We start from the raw sequence: 17,656 nt of genomic DNA, 5'->3' as shown, positions 1-17,656 counted from the left end.
CTTACGGCAGTTCAAGAGGCATCCAGCCCTGTCCACGTCCAGTCAGGCCTGCGCCGCAGCGCGACTGGCCCCACTTTTTTCAGGTTGTACATCGCTGTTCTGCTCGACCGGCAGAATCAGGTGATCGGGCACCGAGCCGTGCCATTTTTTCGCGCACAGGTAATACAGCGCGGCAGGCAACACCAGACCGATGATCCAGGAGATATCCACATCACCGAGGGCCGCCACCAGCGGGCCGGTGTAGAACTTGGTGGAGATGAACGGCAACTGCACCAGCACACCGAACACATAGATGCTGATCCCGAGCAGGTTCCAGCGCCCGTAACGACCGTTCGGATCGGCCAGCGCCGGCACGTCGTAGCGCTCGCGGGTGATGCAGTAGTAGTCGACGAGGTTGATCGCGCTCCATGGCGTGAAGAACGCCAGCAGGAACAGAATGAAAGACTTGAACGCACCGAGGAACGAGTGCTGACCGAGCAAGGCGATCAGGGTTGCCGCACTGACAATCACCAGCACGAACACCAGACGCTGCAGGCGCGAGACCGTCAGGTGGCCACGGAAGCCGCTGATGATGGTCGCGATGCACATGAAGCTGCCATAGGAGTTCAGCGTCGAGATGGTCACCTTGCCGAACGCGATGCTGAAGTACAGCAGCGCGGCGGTGGCCCCGGTGCCGCCCAGCCCGACGATGTAGGCCACTTCGTGACCGGCGAACTGGCCGTTGGCCGAAGCTGCCGCGAACACGCCGAGGACCATCGCCACCTGCGCGCCGATGACCGAACCTGCGCCAGCGGCAAAGAAGGTTTTCACCGAGGAAATCTTGCTCGGCAGGTAACGCGAGTAGTCCGCCACATAAGGGCCGAAAGCGATCTGCCAGGACGCCGCGAGCGACACCGCCAGCAGGAAGCTGCTCCAACTGAAGTGGCGAATTTGCAGGAGTGCGCCAACGTCCACCTGGCTCAGCAGGCGGCTGAACAGATACACAAAGGCAATCACGCCAATCACACTGGCGACCCGGCCGATCCAGTGGATCACCCGATAACCGAGCACCGTGACCAGCACGATGACACTGGCGAACAGCAGAATGCCGACGGTGTCGCTGACGCCAAACAACTGGCCCAGCGCCTGACCGGAAAGCACCGTACCGGTGGCGGTGAAACCCAGGTACATCAGGCACACCAGCACGATCGGAATCGCCGCACCGTACACGCCAAATTGCACGCGGCTGGAAATCATCTGCGGCAGGCCCAGCTTCGGCCCTTGCGCCGCATGCAGCGCCATCACGCCGCCGCCCAGCAGTTGACCGATCAACAGACCGATCAACGACCAGAACACATCACCGCCCAGCACCACGGCCAGGGCCCCGGTGACAATCGCAGTGATTTGCAGATTCGCACCCATCCACAGGGTGAACTGGCTAAACAGACGACCGTGTCTTTCCGCTTCCGGGATGTAGTCGATCGAACGCCTTTCGATCAACGGTTTGTTGCTTGCACGATCAGGGGTTACAGCCATGATTCAACCTCTGTGGATTGTTTTAATTGTTCACTGAGCTTCGGTAGGGCTGCTTTTCTGTGGGAGCGAGCTTGCTCGCGAATTGGCCAGCACATTCAACATCTGTGCTGGCTGACAGATTGCTTTCGCGAGCAAGCTCGCTCCCACATAAAGCCAAAGCGTGTTACTTGCCGCCGGTAATCATCGGCAGGTTCAGCCCCTGCTCCTTGGCGCAGTCGATAGCGATCTGGTAACCGGCATCGGCGTGACGCATGACACCGGTGGCCGGGTCGTTGTGCAGGACGCGGGCAATGCGCTCGGCCGCTTCGTCGGTACCGTCGCAGACGATTACCATGCCCGAGTGCTGGGAGAAGCCCATGCCGACACCGCCACCGTGGTGCAGGGACACCCAGGTCGCGCCGCTCGCGGTGTTGAGCAGAGCGTTGAGCAGTGGCCAGTCGGAGACCGCGTCGGAACCGTCCTGCATCGATTCGGTTTCGCGGTTCGGGCTGGCTACCGAGCCGGAGTCGAGGTGGTCGCGACCGATGACGATCGGCGCCGACAGCTCGCCGCTGCGCACCATTTCGTTGAACGCCAGACCGAGCTTGGCGCGCAGGCCCAGACCGACCCAGCAGATACGTGCCGGCAGACCCTGGAAGCTGATGCGCTCGCGGGCCATGTCCAGCCAGTTGTGCAGGTGCGCGTCGTCCGGGATCAGCTCTTTGACTTTGGCGTCGGTCTTGAAGATGTCCAGGGGATCACCCGACAGCGCCGCCCAGCGGAATGGACCGATGCCACGGCAGAACAGCGGACGGATGTAGGCCGGGACGAAGCCCGGGAAGTCGAACGCGTTTTCCACGCCTTCTTCCTGCGCCATCTGACGGATGTTGTTGCCGTAGTCGAAGGTCGGAATGCCTTGCTTCTGGAAGTCCAGCATGGCTTTGACGTGGACCGCCATCGATTGCTTGGCGGCTTTGATCACGGCGGCCGGCTCGGTCTTGGCACGAGCGCGGTACTCTTCCCAGGTCCAGCCCGCCGGCAGGTAGCCGTTCAGTGGGTCGTGGGCGCTGGTCTGGTCGGTGACCATGTCCGGGCGCACGCCGCGCTTGACCAGTTCCGGCAGGATTTCTGCCGCGTTGCCCAGCAGCGCGATGGAAATCGCTTTGCCTTCGGCGGTGTATTTGGCGATGCGCGCCAAGGCGTCATCGAGGTCTTTGGCCTGCTCATCGACGTAGCGGCTTTTCAGGCGGAAATCGATGCTCACCTGCTGGCATTCGATGTTCAGCGAGCAGGCACCGGCCAGGGTGGCGGCCAGCGGCTGAGCGCCGCCCATGCCGCCGAGACCGGCGGTCAGCACCCACTTGCCCTTGAGGTTGTCGTTATAGTGCTGGCGACCGGCTTCGACGAAGGTTTCGTAGGTGCCCTGAACGATGCCCTGGCTGCCGATGTAGATCCAGCTGCCGGCGGTCATCTGGCCGTACATGGCCAGGCCTTTGGCGTCGAGTTCGTTGAAGTGTTCCCAGCTCGCCCAGTGCGGCACCAGGTTGGAGTTGGCGATCAGTACGCGCGGGGCGTTGCTGTGAGTCTTGAACACGCCGACCGGTTTGCCCGACTGCACCAGCAGGGTTTCGTCGTCATTGAGGTGGGTCAGACTCTCGACGATCTTGTCGTAGCACTCCCAGTTACGCGCGGCGCGACCGATACCACCGTAAACCACCAGCTCTTTCGGGTTCTCGGCCACTTCCGGATCGAGGTTGTTCATCAGCATGCGCAGCGGCGCTTCGGTCAGCCAGCTCTTGGCGGTCAGCTTGTTGCCGCGCGATGCACGGATTTCGACGTCACGTCTCTTTGTATAAACGGCAGTTGTAGGCTTATTGTCAGTCACGAAAAAGACTCCTCAGCGATCAATTCAAACCAACCCTGGCAGTGGGCAAGCAGCCTGTGCGCCTCAATGCGCGACAAGCGAATCAGTGGACGCTGCGGACTTATACGCATACGTCTTTACTTGTACATACAAGCATATGCAATCAAGCGGCCAACTTGCCGGCGGGCAGTTCAGGAAAAATTGCGGACAGCGCTGGAGAGCGCCTGACACAAGGGTTGTGGCGTGGATGAATTTTTTTGCAGGGAGGAAATGAGGTAGCGGCGGATCGTTACGAACCCGTGGTTTTGCGCCACGCTGGGGCGTTCGGTAACAAGTTGGTGCGTGAAGGGAAACAGCCTGCGTGAACGCAATTGTGGCGAGGGAGCTTGCTCCCGCTGGAGGCCGAAGGACTCCCAATTCCGGCATCTACCGGTTTTGGGGCCGCTTCGCAGCCCAGCGGGAGCAAGCTCCCTCGCCACAATGTGTTTTATTTGAGCAGGATAATCAGCGTGCCGTCAGCTCGATCACGCAGCACGGAGCATTGACGGCCACTTCAACCAGACCGCTGTTACCGTCCAGTTGCACACAATCATGTCGGCCCAATTGCGCGACGCTGTCAGCGACTTTCGCCTCAAGCAACTCACTGACACTGAACACCACCACCGTCCCCGCCGAGCTGAAGAACCGCTGCTCGCCGTCCAGCCACTGCAAGCGCGCGCTGTAACGCTGTGGCGCGTAGATCAGGTTGAAGTCGCGGATCGCGCCGCCGAGCAAGGTGCAGGAGACCTGGCTTTCGCCGCTGAACGCAAACGGGTCCAGCGGTAACAGTGGGCGCGTGTCATCACCGTCGACACACAGGGTCATGCCATCGCCCTGCAACACGGTGATCACCCGCTGATAACCGCTGAAGGTGGAGAACCCCCCGGACTCGGCGATGTCGGCGATCGACAGGCGCCAGCCGAACCCCTCAAGGCCTGCGCCCGCGTCACGGGTGATTTCTTCGGTGCTGCCGCCGCCGTTTTTCCACGGCATGCGCGGGTAACCCTCGGCGCGTAAAACTTTCAGTGCACTCATTTATGAAAGCGTCCTTCCAGACGATGACGGGAACCTGGGTGGATCAGGCGCGCCGCAGTCACCGGCTGCCGCCCTGACCAGGTGCGGCGACGGATCAGCAGGCACGGCTCGCCTTTTTCGATCTGCAGCAACTTGCACTCGGAGGGCTCGGCGAGGATCGCTTCAACCACGTGCTCGCCTTCGGTCAGCGGCGCGACCTGGTTGAGATAGGCGTAAGGGGTCTGCAGGGTGAAGTCCTGCTTGAGGTAATCCGGGGCGACCAGCGCGTTGACGAAACGGTCTTCGATTTGCACCGGAATATCGTTTTCGTAATGCACGATCAGCGAGTGGAAGACCTTCTGCCCTTCGCGCATGTCCAGCGCCAGCGCGCGCTCGGAACCGGCGGCCTCTTCTTCGAGGGTGATCACCTGGCAGGTGTGGCGATGGCCACGGGAGGCGATTTCGTCGGCGATGTTGTGCACTTCGAACAGCGCGGACTGGCTCTTTGGTTCGGCGACAAACGTACCGACACCTTGCATGCGCACCAGCAGACCGTCGGCGGTCATCTCGCGCAGGGCGCGGTTGATGGTCATGCGGCTGAAACCGAGCTGGCTGACCAGTTCGCTTTCCGATGGCACGCGGTAGTGCGGTGGCCAGTTACCGCTGTCGATCTGCTGGGTGATCATCTGTTTGACGCGGGCGTACAAGGGCGCCGGACTGTCGCCCAGGTTCGCGGCCAACGGAGAGACTGGAGGCGGAGTCGGCACGGTTGATCCCTGTTTATTGGCTGAAAGTTGCTAGCTTGCCGGAGTTTACCGGGCAGGCAAACGTCTGTATATGTATATACAAATAACACACGATGGGGTGCTGAACCATGTCCGCCTTCTTTGCCGAACGCGCGCTGCTGCCTAACGGATGGGCCAACAATGTACGTCTTGAGGTCAGCGCCGATGGCCTGCTGACCCGAATCCTGGCCGATTCCACCGCAGACGGCGCCGAGCGGCTGAGCGGTCCGCTGCTGCCGGGGATGCCCAATCTGCACTCCCACGCCTTCCAGCGCGCGATGGCCGGGCTGGCCGAAGTGGCCGGTAATCCGAACGACAGTTTCTGGACCTGGCGTGACCTGATGTATCGGCTGGTCGGAAAAATCAGCCCGGAGCAACTCGGCGTCATTGCCCGTCAGCTGTACATCGAAATGCTCAAGGCCGGTTACACCTCGGTCGCCGAATTCCACTACGTGCACCACGACAACAACGGTCAGCCGTATGCCGATCCGGCCGAGCTGGCGCTGCGCATCAGTCAGGCCGCAAGCGACAGCGGCATCGGCCTGACCCTGCTGCCGGTGCTCTATAGCCACTCGGGCTTCGGCGGTCAGACGCCGAACGATGGCCAGCGCCGCTTCATCAACAGCAGCGAAAACTACCTGAAGCTGCAATCGCGCCTGCAACCTCTACTGGCGCAGCAAAAAGCCCAATCGCTGGGTCTGTGCTTCCACTCGTTGCGCGCGGTCACCCCGCAGCAGATCAGCGAAGTATTGGCCGCCAGCGACAAGCAATGCCCGGTGCATATCCACATCGCCGAACAGCAGAAGGAAGTCGATGACTGCCTGAGCTGGAGCGGCCGCCGTCCATTGCAGTGGCTGTACGAAAACACCGAAGTCGATCAGCGCTGGTGTCTGGTCCACGCGACTCACGCCAACCCGGAAGAAGTCACGCTGATGGCCAAGAGTCGCGCCATCGCCGGCCTGTGCCTGACCACCGAAGCCAACCTCGGCGACGGGATTTTCCCGGCGGTGGATTTCCTCGCTCAGGGCGGCCGCATGGGCATCGGCTCCGATAGCCATGTGTCGCTCAGCGTGGTCGAAGAGTTGCGCTGGCTGGAATACGGCCAGCGGCTGCGCGACCAGCGGCGTAATCGTTTGTATGGCGCGGATCAGCCGATGGTCGGGCGCACGCTATATGACGCGGCACTGGATGGCGGCGCCCAGGCTTTGGGACAGCCGATCGGTGCGCTGGAAGTCGGCAAGCGTGCGGACTGGATCGTGCTCGACGGCAATGACCCGTATCTGGCCACGGCCAGTGGTGACGGGATCTTGAATCGCTGGTTGTTTGCCGGTGGCGATCGGCAGGTGCGCGACGTGCTGGTCAACGGCCAATGGGTGGTGCGTGACGGGCGGCATGCCGGCGAAGAGGAAAGTGCCAGAGCCTTCACCCAGGTTCTGCGCGAACTTCTGGGCTGACACAAAACAAAAATGTGGGAGCGGGCTTGCTCGCGAAAGCGGTGTATCAGTCAACATTTCAATCGACTGACACGCCCTCTTCGCGAGCAAGCCCGCTCCCACATTTGATCTTCGGTGATGCTTAATTCGAGGTCTTGGCCATCTGCCGATCCGACGCCCGCCAGATCAGGCGCGTGGTGTCGTAACCCTGCTGCCGCGCCTTGCTCAGCAACTCTTCACGCACTTCAGCGTTGACGGTCGGCGTACGCGACAGCAGCCACATGTACTTGCGACTCGGATCGCCAACGATGGCGGTCTTGTAGTCATCGCTGACGTACAGCACCCAGTATTGCCCCTTCGCCACACCCGGAATCAGCCGCGAGAACCAGGTATCGAACTCGACCCACAACTTGTCGGTCTTGCCCGGCACCTGTGGATAAGCCGTACCCTTGACCTCTTCCCACTGCCAGTCGGCCGTCAGGCAACGGTTGAGCACATCGACGTTGCCGTTGGTCTCGAGCGTGTAATGGGCCTCGGATTGCGCGCAGTTGCGCTGAAAGTACATCGGCATCCGCGCCAGTTCGTACCAGGTACCCTGGTAACGCTTGAGGTTGACCTCGTGGGCCGTCTTGGGCGCCAGCGGATCTTCACCGTGCGTGGCGCAGCCGGCCAGTACCAGGCCGGCAAAAAGGACAAGCAATAACCGCTTCATTGTTTTTCTCCCGTGGGCGCACAGCCCCGGTTTACTTCAGGCCTTGGCCGGAAAACATCAGCACTTTGTCACCGGCGTACTGCACGCTGATAAAGCTGTTCTTGTCGCCCCAGGTGCAACTGGACATGCCGAGCGCGCCCGAGCAGTCGGTAGGTTTGCCGAGCAACGTCTCGACTTCGGCCTTGGCCATGCCGGCCGACAGTTTCGAGTAGTTTTCCTGATTGACCTTGCTGCATGCGGCGAGCAGCACGCAAAAGGTCAGAAGGGCGATAGATCGCAGCGACATGAAGTAACTCCTGGAGCGGAAGGGGGATGGCATGGGGCCAACCAGAAGCTTAGAAGAGAAAACCCTCATCTGGTTCCCTTCAGAAATGGCTATTTATTGCTCCGCTCGTCTGGCTTTTGCCGATAAATCAGACACTTTGCAGGGCTTCTGAGCATTTCGTCGCTTTTCACAAAAGCGCCCTAATCTTTGGCGCACCGAGGCCGAAATAAGAGCAGCGCAAAGCCCCCGAGTGTGGCAAATTGCCGCCCTTTCTCGACCAGCCCCTTCGCGGTAGTTCATTCGATGACCAGAAACATGAAATTCAGCCACAAGATCTTGTTGGCTGCCGCCCTTGTGGTGGCCGTTGCATTCGCCTGTTTCATTTTGTTCAACGACTATCGACAACGCGAAGCCCTGAGCAGCAGCACCGAAGCCTCGATGCAGGAGCTGGGCAGCCTGACCACCAGCAACATCCAGACCTGGCTGGAAAGCCGTATCCAGTTGCTGCAATCGCTGTCGCAACAGGTCGCCGCCGACGGCAGCGCCCCGGCCAGCCTCAAACGCATCATCGACCTGCCCGCCTACACCGGCAATTTCCAGCTCAGCTACTTCGGCGGCGCTGACGGCGTGATGTTCTCGGTGCCCGCCGGCAACCGCGCGCCGGACTACGACCCGCGCGCCCGTGGCTGGTACAAGGCGGCCAACAGCGCGCAGCAGACCATCGTCACCGAACCCTACATCGCCGCGTCGTCGGGCAAACTGGTGATCACCGTCGCCACCCCGGTGCAGCGTCAGGGCCAGATGATCGGCGTGGCCGGTGCCGACATCGACCTGACCAGTGTCAGCGCGATCATCAACTCGCTCAACTTTGGTGGCCACGGCCATGCGTTCATCGTCAGTGCCGATGGCAAGATCCTGATTCACCCGGACAGCAAACTGGTCCTGAAAACCCTCGCCGAGGCCTATCCCAACGGCGCACCGAAAGTCAGCCCGGGCCTGAAAGAAGTCGAATTCGACGGCAAGACCCAACTGATCTCGTTCACCCGCGTCAACGGCGTGCCATCGGCTGACTGGTACGTGGCGCTGGTGCTGGACAAAGACACCGCGTTCTCGATGCTCAGCGAATTCCGCACCTCGGCGCTGATCGCCATGGCGATCGCGGTGGTGATCATCATCGCCCTGCTCGGCATGCTGATTCGCGTGCTGATGCAGCCGCTGCTGACCATGGGTCGCGCCATGCACGACATCGCCGAAGGCGAAGGCGACCTGACCAAGCGCCTGGTGATCCACGGCCATGACGAGTTCGGCGCGCTGGGCCTGTCGTTCAACCGCTTCGTCGAGCGTATTCACACCTCGATCCGCGAAGTGTCCTCGGCCACTGGCCAGGTCAACGAAGTCGCCCTGCGCGTGGTCGCCGCGTCGAATTCGTCGATGTACAACTCCGATCAGCAAGCGACCCGCACCAACAGCGTGGCCGCGGCGATCAACCAGCTCGGCGCCGCCGCTCAGGAAATCGCCCAGAACGCCGCCCTCGCCTCGCAGCATTCGAGCGACGCGCGCAGCCTGGCGGTCGACGGCCAGCAGGTTGTGGATAAAACCATTCAGGCCATGCAGCAGCTGTCGGCAAAAATCAGCGACTCCTGCGGCAACATCGAAACCCTCAACAGCAACACGGTGAACATCGGGCAGATTCTGGAAGTGATCACCAGCATCTCGCAACAGACCAACCTGCTGGCGCTCAACGCCGCGATCGAGGCGGCCCGCGCCGGTGAGGCTGGCCGAGGTTTCGCCGTGGTCGCTGACGAGGTGCGCAACCTCGCACACCGCACTCAGGATTCGGCGCAGCAAGTGCAGAAGATGATCGAAGAACTGCAGGTCGGCGCACGCCAGGCAGTCAGCATCATGACCGAGAGCCAGCGCGAGAGCGAAAGCAGCGTCGGCATCGCCAACCAGGCCGGCGAACGTCTGGGCAGCGTGACCCAGCGCATCGGCGAGATCGACGGGATGAACCAGTCGGTGGCTACCGCGACCGAAGAGCAGACCGCGGTGGTCGAGTCGATCAACGTCGACATCAACGAGATCAACACGCTGAACCAGGAAGGTGTCGAGAACCTGCAGGCGACCTTGCGGGCTTGCTCGGATCTGGAGCAGCAGGCGGCGCGCTTGAAGCAGCTGGTAGGCAGCTTCAGGATCTAAGGCGCGGCCAATGGCGTCTTCGCGAGCAAGCCCGCTCCCACAGGTTTTTGTGAACGACACAGATCCCCTTTGGGAGGCAGCCTGCTGGCGATGACGGCGTTAGCGACGATTGAATTTTGAGTTGAAATACGCTGGTCAGCTCGCAATGACGCTGGACTGAATTAAGACTAAACTCAGTCCTGTTCAATTTGGCGAGACTCAACCATGAAGCTTTCATCGCAAATCAAACCGATCAGCTACCTCAAAAGTCATACAGCGGAGATCGTCAAGTCGATCACTGAAAGCCGTGAGCCATTGGTCATCACCCAAAATGGTGAAGCCAAGCTTGTAGTTATGGACGTGAAAAGCTTTGAGGAGCAGGAAGACACAATGGCTTTGCTGAAGCTATTGGCAATGGGCAATCGGGAGATTGAGGAAGGCAAGTATCGAGACGCTGAGGATGTTTTCGCGGACGTGGACAGGGCCGACCATCAATGAGTTTGAAGGTCGTTATTCTTCAGTCCGCACAGACAGATCTCAAAGAACTCCGGACCTACCTTATCAAACAGTCCTCGAGTCAGACGTGGCAGAGTACCTACGCTAACCTCAAGAACGCCATTCTTGGTCTCGCAGACCTTCCTTATTCCGGTTCAATCCCCGAGGAAATCGAGAAGCTCAACCTTGGTCAATACCGACAAATCATTTCCGGGATGAACCGAGTCATTTATGAAGTCAGAGAAAAAACCGTCTTCGTTCATATCATTGTCGACTCAAGAAAAAGCCTGCCTTCACTTTTGATGAAGAGGCTGTTGAACGGCAATCCTTGAACTCAACAAATCAGAACCGTGACCCAGGCTGACTGAGAAACGCCAACTCCTCAGCCGTAGACTCCCGCCCCAACACCGCATTGCGATGCGGAAACCTTCCAAACCGCGCAATCACTTTCCGATGCCGCTCGGCATAATCCAGATTGTCGGCAAACACCGCCCGCTCGGCTTCCGGCTGTTCGGCCAGCAGAGCGATAAAGCGCGAAACGGCTTCGTTCTGCACCGCGAGGTTTTCGCAGTGTTCGAACACCAGATAAATGAATACCCGCTGGATCGGCTTCAACTGCCGATCGAAATCCGCAGCAATGCCCTGCGCGACGAGCTTCTGCGCGCGCAGATCACCGGAAAAGGCTTTAGGAGAGTCGCGAAAAATCATGCGCGGCAGTTGATCAAGCAGCAGCACCACCGCCAGCCAACCTTCGGGACGTTGCGTCCACTCGGTCAATTCGCCGGCGAGGGCCTGATCGACAAAGACCCCGAAACGCTCACGCGCTTCGAGGTCTTGGCTGTCTTTCTTGCCGAACCACAACTTGCCCTTGTCAGCCGCAATCTCGTCCGGTGATTCGGCATGTCCGAACCACCAATCGAGCAACGGCTGCCAGGGCGCGTTCATGGCTTATTCCTTGTGGTAAGCCGTGGCGCGGGCGACTTCTTCTTTCGAGCCGAGGAACACCGCTACACGCTGGTGCAGGCCTTCGGGCTGAATGTCGAGGATGCGCTGGTGGCCGTCGGTGGACGCGCCGCCAGCCTGTTCCACCAGGAACGACATCGGGTTGGCTTCGTACATCAGACGCAGTTTGCCGGGCTTGGATGGCTCACGGCTGTCGCGTGGGTACATGAACAGACCGCCACGGGTCAGGATGCGGTGTACGTCGGCCACCATCGCGGCGACCCAGCGCATGTTGTAGTTCTTCTTCAGCGGGCCTTCTTCGCCGGCCAGCAGTTCGCTGACGTAGCGTTGTACCGGGGCTTCCCAGTGGCGCTGGTTGGACATGTTGATCGCGAATTCCTGGGTGGTTTCAGGAATGGTGATGTCTTCGTGGGTCAGCACGAAGCTGCCCATTTCGCGGTCCAGGGTGAAGCCTTTGACGCCGTCGCCCAGGGTCAGTACCAGCATGGTCTGCGGGCCGTAGATCGCGTAACCGGCAGCAACCTGCTGGGTGCCTGGCTGCAGGAAGGCTTTTTCGTTCAGCGCTTCGTTCTGGCTCAGGTATTCGTTCGGGCAACGCAGTACCGAGAAGATGGTGCCGACCGGGGCGTTGATGTCGATGTTCGACGAGCCGTCCAGTGGGTCGAATACCAGCAGGTAGGCGCCTTTCGGGTATTTGCCCGGGATCTGGTAGGCATTGTCCATTTCTTCGGACGCCATGCCGGCCAGGTGACCGCCCCATTCGTTGGCTTCGAGCAGGATTTCGTTCGACAGCACGTCGAGTTTCTTCTGCACTTCGCCTTGGACGTTTTCAGTGCCCATGCTGCCCAGAACACCACCCAGGGCGCCTTTGGACACGGCGTGGCTGATCTCTTTGCAGGCACGCGCCACCACTTCGATCAGGAAGCGCAGATCGGCAGGAGTGTTATTGCTGCGGGTCTGCTCAATCAAATAGCGACTCAGGGTAACGCGGGACATGGACGGCTCCGGTGGAATGGGGGGCTAAAAACCCGCGCAGTTTACAGGGAGTCTGAAAACGTAGCGAGCGATGACGCCCGGTAACGTGCATTGGGGCGCAATTGCTTCCATCAGACGTGAACGGGCCGAGAGAGTTCAGGCACCGCATTCAGCGTAGTTCGAAACGGGACGGGTGGTGCATGCGGATCCGCGACCGATCTGAAATTCTTGTTGGCCGATCGGCCGCCTTCGCGAGCAAGCCCGCTCCCACAGTTGACCGAGTAGCCCTGCTGGACGCGATCAATGTGGGAGCGGGCTTGCTCGCGAATGGCGCGCAGCGCCAGCCATGCTCAGGAATTGGTCGGTGGCTTGCGCAACAGACTCGCCGCCATCGCCCCAAGGAACACCACGCTCACCAGCAACACCGCCCACAGGCCGATTTTCTTCCAGTTGGTCTCCGGCATCGCCGCCGCCTCACTGCTCGCCACCTGCGTGGTGACCACTGCGCCCTGCACCGTTGCCTTGCCCAGCGTCGCGAGTTTTTCCGGTTTGAAATCCGGAATCAGCGTGCTCAGCGGCAGGTTCGCGGTTTTCACCGACGGATTGCCCAGCGCCAGACTGTAAGGCCCCTCACCGCGCGCAAGGAAAATCACCTGCGTCGCCCGCACCGCGTATTTCAGGCTCGGTGCCTGCTCGCCCAGACCACCGCCGCGCTCGTCCACGCTCAGTTTCAATTGCTGCACGGTCTGCCCGTACAACTGCAATTCGTTCTGCACCACGTCCTGACCGTTCTGGGTCAGGCGATACAGCAAACCGTTGCTCAACGTCTGCCACGGCAGGCTGCTTTCGCGCCGGCCCGCAAGCGTGACCGGAGCCAGACTGTTCGGTTGCTTCAACTCGACCTGCACCCGCTCGACATTCAGCCCCATCGGCAACTGCCAGGTGTACTCGCCGGACTTGGTGCTGCTGCCCGCCAGCGCTTGCGACCAGACCAACGGCAGCGGCACGTTGCGTGGATCGCTGCTTTTCAATTGTGCCGAAGTCAGGATCGGTGCCGACGTCGGCGCCTCCCACAGCAGGCGCAGATAGCGCGCCGATTGCCCCGGCAGCGCGACCTCATGCTGCTCGATGCGCTCGTCGGAAAAGGTCAGCCGTGCCACCTGCCCCTCACCCCACGCCTGCCAATGCTGCAAGTCATCACTGGCCTCGATGCTGAAGCGCTGGAAGCCGTCACGCTCGCTGGTCCAGTCGAGAATAAGCTGCTGCAGCGGCGCCTTGATCGCACTGGCATCGAGCAGCCAGCCACGCAGCACTTCTTCGCCGGCCTCCAGTTGAGTGGACGGCTGCACTTCTACCAATGTGCCAGTGGTGGTCGATTGCACACGCACGTTCGGCGCACGCTCACTGGCATCGGCGGCGTTGTACAGCGGGAACCACTTCACCTCATGCAACTGCCCGTCGTCGCGGGTCTGCGCCGATTCGCGGGCCAGGGCGTAGGCTTGCGGTTCACCGGCAGCGTTGAATATGCGCAGGTCGCTGAGATCGGTCTGGCGTGCCTGCAATTGCGCGCTCAACGGCAGGTCGAGGCGATACCACGGACCGTTGCCACTCACCGCCAGCGGCACCTGCGTGGCGAAGTCCGCCGGTTTTTCCAGGGCGCCGGCAGTCATCACCACACCCAGCGCCAACCACCCCAGATTCAGCATGCGACTCAAGATGAAACTCCTTCGGTGTCCGGGACGGGTTTGTCCGCCGCCGGTTCGGCTTCGGCGCGTTTCGGTGGCAGCGGTGCAAAGTAGCCCACCACCAGCAGCAACACACCGACGCCGATAAACGAGACGATCCGGGCGAGGCCGCCACGGTTACTCAATTCGACAAAAATCAGTTTGGCCACCACCAGCGCAATCAGCGCCGCGCCGATCAGCCACACTTCACGACGATGGCGCAGATGCCCGCCGATCATCAGACCCAACGCCATCAGGGTCCAGACGATGGACAACCCGGCCTGCACCAGCATCGATTCGAGCAGCAGATCCAGCTCGAACGGAATCCCCGCCCAATGGTGTGCGGCGCGGGTCACCAGCGCGGTGCAGAAGGCGAACAGCGAAACACCGGCGACCAGTTGCGTGGCGTACTCGGCGTAATCCTTGCGCAGGGCAAACTGCGTCACCGCATGACGCGACCACACGTAAACCCCGAACAGGGCGAACAGCAGGCCCAGTTCCAGCGGGTTGATCAGCGGCACATACGGCAGCGGTTCGGCGTTGCCGTCGCTGACACCGTTGGCCAGCCAGAACCACGCCAGCATCAGCACTGCCAGCGGCGCGGCAGCGTACAAACGATATTCGCGAGGGAACGCTGCCACCGGCCACGGCCAGTTGCGCGGAGCCGCCGCCAACAGCAGATACAGGCTCGGCAGGATCGCCCAGCCCAGCCAGCGCCAGGCGTTGTATTGCTCGGACAACAGCAGCAGACCGTAGCGCAGCTCCAGCGCCAGTACGCCGATCAGCAGCCAGCAACCCAGCACATGCGCAGTGCTCAAGGCCCGAGCCGGCAGCATCGGCGCCAGACGCCGCAGGCTGAAGAAATGCACGGCGAACACCAATACCCACGCCAGCCAACCGAAATTCGCCGCTGGGTGATAACGCGCATGCCACGCCGCCAGCAACACCAGCCCCGCCGCCGGAATCAGCAAGGTGCAGAGCAGGCCCAGCGCCGGCCATTTCAGGCGCAGCGCCAACAGCGTCCACAACGCCACACTCAGCGCAGCGACCAGCAGCAACAGCGTCGCCTGCAAATTCAGCGGCGCAAAACGCAGCACCTCACTGACCCACGCCAACGCCCACCAACCGGCGCCCCACACCAGCAGCACTTCGGACAGGCGTTGCAAACTCAGCGCATCGAAGGCCGAGGCGTGATTGCCCAATTGCAGGCGCCAGGCACCGACCAGCGCGGCCAACCCCAGCACCAGCGGCGTCCAGAAGCCGCCATGGGCCAGCGGCCGCAGACCTTCGCTGGACAGCGGCCCGAGCAACGCGGGGCCGGCGAGCAAAAACGCCGTGCCGCCGATCAACTGCAACAACAGCCCAAAGACAAAACTCACGCGCTGTTTGAGGTACAGGCTGAGCCAGATGATCAGCAGACCGCTGGCCGCCCAGACCGCACTCGCGGTTTGCCACGGCAGCACGAACAGCACCGCCAGATTGATCAGCACCAACCCCGCCAGCAACACCACCGACAACCCGCGCAGCAGCCGCACATCGCCGCGCACCATCTCGTCGCGCGCCGCCAGCAGCATGCCGGCGATCAACGCCAGACCGATTAGCGATGCGCTGAGCAAACCGCTCCAACCGGCACTGAATACGGCCGCCGAATCCTCGCCCGCGCCTTGCAGGCGCAACAGGAACAGCGCGCCGCCGAGCAACTGCACGGCGAACGCGGTGAACAGGAACGTGCGCGATTGCAGGCGCAGGCCGACAAACAAGGTCACCAGCCCGGCCAAGGCCCAACTGATCGCTGTCGCCTGAACCAAGAAAAACAGCGGCGCCAACAAGTACAGGAACGTCAGGCCCAGTGCCGCCAGCACCGGCAAGCCCTGGCGCTCCCACGGCGAAGCCTGTTCTGCCGAGGCTTTGCGCAATTGATAGAAACTGAACAGCAGCGCGATGCCGAGCATCAACGCTCCCAGCGGTGCGCCGTCGAGCAGGCTGCTATCGCCAACCCGCAACTGACTGAGAAAGGCCAGCGCCGACCCCAGTTGCAGCAGCAGGGCAAACGCTCGGGCGAACGGCCGATGCTGACGCAGGCCGAGCCAGAAAATCCCCGCGCCCTCCACTGCCCACGCAGCCGAAGTCCAGCGCGCATCGAGGCCCAGCGGGATCGCCAGACTGGCGAAAATCACCCCCAGCGCCAGACAGGTTTCACCGAGCAGCAATGCGCGCCCGCCCATCAATACCCGGGCCAGCCCCATGTAGATCACGCCCAGTGCGAGTGAGCTGAACGCGGCGGCGAACTCCAGGTGCTGCACCAGCGCAAACTGCAAGCCGAAGCCCACGATCGGCGGGCCGAACAACATCGTGCCGTCAACGTAGTCGCCCTTGCGCGCCGACCAATGGAGCAGCGCCTCGCGATCGCCGTCCGCTGGCGCATCGGGCATGTCGAGCAACTTGCGCCGGGCGAACAGCAGGCCGATGGCCAGATACATCAGGAAGAACAGGATCAGGAACGGCTCGGTGCTCCACAGCAGCTCCGGAGCGTAGGAACGCAAGCCCCAGGCGAAGCCGATACCGAACGTGCCGACGAACCCGATCAGGTTGAGCAGGCGCCAGGCCTTGAACCACGCAATGGCAAGAATGCCGGCATTGAGCAGCGCGAAATAGCTGAACAGCGCGACATGGTTGCCCTCCCCGGTCGAGGTCAGGATCGGTGCGGCGAAACCGCCAAGCGCAGCGGCGGCGGCCAGTCCAAGAGCATCCTGAGTGATGGCGAGAATCGCCGAGAACACCGTGACCGCCACCAGCAGACCCAGCGCGGCGGACGGATCGAGCAGCGGATGCAGACGCATCGCCGCAAACACTGTCAGGTACAGCACCGCGATCCCGGTGCCTTGCAGGATCAGCGCATAGCTGTTGTTGCGTGTGCGCAGCCACCAGCCCAGCGCCAGCAGGGCCAACGCCGCCGCCGCGACGCTGGCGTAACGCAATTCGATTGGCACCACCATGCCTTCGGTGGCGTAGCGCAGCAGGAAGGCCAGACCGAAAAACAGCAGCACCACACCGACCCGCAGCACGGTGTTGCCGCCGAACAGCCAGTTGCGCGCAGCGCGGATGCCACGCTCGATCAGGTTCGGGCCACGGGGTTCGGCAGGTTGTGCGGGGGGCGATGGCTCGGCAGTGACGGCGTCCAGATGCCAGACATCGGCCGGCAGTGGCTGACTGGTTTCGCTGGCAGTGACGGTGATCGGTTCGAGTTCGGGCGGCAGCTCCCAGACCAGATCCGGCGCGTCGGCGGGTGCTTGTTCGGCGACGATGGCAGGCTCGCTGACCGGTTCCGCGCTTGCCGCTGGCACCGCGTGAGAGGGAGAGCCTTCCAGCAGATACAGGCGCTGCGCGACGCCTTGCAAGGCCACCTTCGTCTGTTCAAGTTGGCGCTGTTGCTCCGCAGTCTGCCTGCCGAGCTGGGCGATGCGCAGCGTTTGCCCGATCGCCAGTCCGAGCAGTGCACCCAGCAGTGCGGTACTGAACGACTCGTCGAGCAGCCAGCCGAGCAACAGCCCGATCAACATGAACATCCATTGCATGGTCGATATCCCTAAGCAGCCCCAAGGCGGGGCGTATCCGGCGATTGCACAGTCTAGCCACAAACCCTTGTAGGAGTGAGCCTGCTCGCGATAGCGGTTTTTCAGTCAACGAAGCTGTTGAATGTGACGGCGCTATCGCGAGC

Annotated in this window: 14 protein-coding genes and 1 pseudogene; 5 read left to right on the top strand and 10 right to left on the bottom strand. The window is 61.7% G+C overall.

Annotated elements, in window-relative coordinates; all coding sequences use genetic code 11:
- Positions 1-42 precede the first annotated feature (42 nt).
- The 4 genes from ACVHNU_RS26920 to hutC all read right to left on the bottom strand — a co-directional run bounded on the left by ACVHNU_RS26920 (position 43) and on the right by hutC (position 5,097).
- A complete protein-coding gene (locus ACVHNU_RS26920) occupies positions 43-1,515 on the bottom strand; it encodes a purine-cytosine permease family protein (RefSeq protein WP_103485254.1) in 1,473 nt (490 codons plus the stop codon).
- Between the two features lie 163 nt (positions 1,516-1,678).
- Positions 1,679-3,379 (bottom strand): urocanate hydratase, encoded by a 1,701-nt coding sequence (gene hutU / locus ACVHNU_RS26915; RefSeq protein ID WP_473018624.1) that lies wholly within the window; start codon positions 3,377-3,379, stop codon positions 1,679-1,681.
- Between the two features lie 483 nt (positions 3,380-3,862).
- A complete protein-coding gene (locus ACVHNU_RS26910) occupies positions 3,863-4,432 on the bottom strand; it encodes a HutD/Ves family protein (RefSeq protein ID WP_003220806.1) in 570 nt (189 codons plus the stop codon).
- Positions 4,429-5,097: a histidine utilization repressor gene (gene hutC, locus ACVHNU_RS26905; RefSeq protein ID WP_232324077.1), complete on the bottom strand. Its 669-nt coding sequence runs from the start codon at positions 5,095-5,097 to the stop codon at positions 4,429-4,431. Before hutC ends, ACVHNU_RS26910 begins: the two co-directional genes overlap by 4 nt.
- Positions 5,098-5,285: 188 nt before the next feature.
- Between hutC and ACVHNU_RS26900 the strand changes: the two genes are divergently transcribed.
- Positions 5,286-6,650, top strand: a complete 1,365-nt coding sequence (locus ACVHNU_RS26900; protein ID WP_400498560.1) for a formimidoylglutamate deiminase — start codon at positions 5,286-5,288, stop codon at positions 6,648-6,650.
- Positions 6,651-6,771: 121 nt separating this feature from the next.
- Here ACVHNU_RS26900 and ACVHNU_RS26895 read toward each other — a convergent pair whose 3' ends face one another.
- Together ACVHNU_RS26895 and ACVHNU_RS26890 are read right to left on the bottom strand one after the other, a co-directional pair.
- A complete protein-coding gene (locus tag ACVHNU_RS26895; protein ID WP_003220803.1) occupies positions 6,772-7,341 on the bottom strand; it encodes a lipocalin family protein in 570 nt (189 codons plus the stop codon).
- Between the two features lie 31 nt (positions 7,342-7,372).
- Positions 7,373-7,627: a hypothetical protein gene (locus tag ACVHNU_RS26890; RefSeq protein WP_003220802.1), complete on the bottom strand. Its 255-nt coding sequence runs from the start codon at positions 7,625-7,627 to the stop codon at positions 7,373-7,375.
- A gap of 282 nt (positions 7,628-7,909) precedes the next feature.
- On the opposite strand from ACVHNU_RS26890, the pseudogene ACVHNU_RS26885 reads away from it, so the two are divergent.
- The 4 genes and pseudogenes from ACVHNU_RS26885 to ACVHNU_RS26870 form a co-directional block, all read left to right on the top strand.
- Positions 7,910-8,944 (top strand): annotated as a pseudogene (locus tag ACVHNU_RS26885) (cache domain-containing sensor histidine kinase); the annotation flags it as partial.
- A gap of 93 nt (positions 8,945-9,037) precedes the next feature.
- The gene (locus ACVHNU_RS26880) at positions 9,038-9,802 is read left to right on the top strand and encodes a methyl-accepting chemotaxis protein (protein ID WP_371850962.1); all 765 of its coding nucleotides are present in this window, start codon (positions 9,038-9,040) and stop codon (positions 9,800-9,802) included.
- A gap of 204 nt (positions 9,803-10,006) precedes the next feature.
- Entirely contained in the window at positions 10,007-10,279 is a 273-nt protein-coding gene (locus ACVHNU_RS26875; RefSeq protein ID WP_003220800.1) for a type II toxin-antitoxin system Phd/YefM family antitoxin, read from the top strand.
- Positions 10,276-10,608 carry a type II toxin-antitoxin system RelE/ParE family toxin gene (locus tag ACVHNU_RS26870; RefSeq protein ID WP_003220799.1) on the top strand — a complete coding sequence of 111 codons (333 nt, stop codon included), beginning with the start codon at positions 10,276-10,278 and terminating at the stop codon, positions 10,606-10,608. Before ACVHNU_RS26875 ends, ACVHNU_RS26870 begins: the two co-directional genes overlap by 4 nt.
- 10 nt (positions 10,609-10,618) lie before the next feature.
- Here ACVHNU_RS26870 and ACVHNU_RS26865 read toward each other — a convergent pair whose 3' ends face one another.
- The 4 genes from ACVHNU_RS26865 to ACVHNU_RS26850 all read right to left on the bottom strand — a co-directional run bounded on the left by ACVHNU_RS26865 (position 10,619) and on the right by ACVHNU_RS26850 (position 17,513).
- Positions 10,619-11,221, bottom strand: a complete 603-nt coding sequence (locus ACVHNU_RS26865; RefSeq protein ID WP_473018623.1) for a DUF924 family protein — start codon at positions 11,219-11,221, stop codon at positions 10,619-10,621.
- 3 nt (positions 11,222-11,224) lie between these two features.
- Positions 11,225-12,235 carry a class 1 fructose-bisphosphatase gene (locus ACVHNU_RS26860; protein ID WP_003220797.1) on the bottom strand — a complete coding sequence of 337 codons (1,011 nt, stop codon included), beginning with the start codon at positions 12,233-12,235 and terminating at the stop codon, positions 11,225-11,227.
- Positions 12,236-12,564: 329 nt separating this feature from the next.
- A complete protein-coding gene (locus ACVHNU_RS26855; protein WP_473018622.1) occupies positions 12,565-13,929 on the bottom strand; it encodes a DUF3999 domain-containing protein in 1,365 nt (454 codons plus the stop codon).
- A complete protein-coding gene (locus ACVHNU_RS26850) occupies positions 13,926-17,513 on the bottom strand; it encodes a DUF2339 domain-containing protein (protein ID WP_473018621.1) in 3,588 nt (1,195 codons plus the stop codon). Before ACVHNU_RS26850 ends, ACVHNU_RS26855 begins: the two co-directional genes overlap by 4 nt.
- Positions 17,514-17,656: the final 143 nt, after the last annotated feature.

Source organism: Pseudomonas sp. Ors-4-3C (assembly GCF_055755035.1).
This window is presented reverse-complemented; position numbering and strand designations above follow the sequence as displayed.

Coding starts and splice junctions, on each gene's coding strand:
- ACVHNU_RS26920 (WP_103485254.1), bottom strand. CDS start 1,515: ATGGCTGTAACCCCTGATCGTGCAAGCAACAAACCGTTGATCGAAAGG.
- ACVHNU_RS26910 (WP_003220806.1), bottom strand. CDS start 4,432: ATGAGTGCACTGAAAGTTTTACGCGCCGAGGGTTACCCGCGCATGCCG.
- hutC (WP_232324077.1), bottom strand. CDS start 5,097: ATGATCACCCAGCAGATCGACAGCGGTAACTGGCCACCGCACTACCGC.
- ACVHNU_RS26900 (WP_400498560.1), top strand. CDS start 5,286: ATGTCCGCCTTCTTTGCCGAACGCGCGCTGCTGCCTAACGGATGGGCC.
- ACVHNU_RS26895 (WP_003220803.1), bottom strand. CDS start 7,341: ATGAAGCGGTTATTGCTTGTCCTTTTTGCCGGCCTGGTACTGGCCGGC.
- ACVHNU_RS26890 (WP_003220802.1), bottom strand. CDS start 7,627: ATGTCGCTGCGATCTATCGCCCTTCTGACCTTTTGCGTGCTGCTCGCC.
- ACVHNU_RS26880 (WP_371850962.1), top strand. CDS start 9,038: ATGTACAACTCCGATCAGCAAGCGACCCGCACCAACAGCGTGGCCGCG.
- ACVHNU_RS26875 (WP_003220800.1), top strand. CDS start 10,007: ATGAAGCTTTCATCGCAAATCAAACCGATCAGCTACCTCAAAAGTCAT.
- ACVHNU_RS26870 (WP_003220799.1), top strand. CDS start 10,276: ATGAGTTTGAAGGTCGTTATTCTTCAGTCCGCACAGACAGATCTCAAA.
- ACVHNU_RS26865 (WP_473018623.1), bottom strand. CDS start 11,221: ATGAACGCGCCCTGGCAGCCGTTGCTCGATTGGTGGTTCGGACATGCC.
- ACVHNU_RS26860 (WP_003220797.1), bottom strand. CDS start 12,235: ATGTCCCGCGTTACCCTGAGTCGCTATTTGATTGAGCAGACCCGCAGC.
- ACVHNU_RS26850 (WP_473018621.1), bottom strand. CDS start 17,513: ATGCAATGGATGTTCATGTTGATCGGGCTGTTGCTCGGCTGGCTGCTC.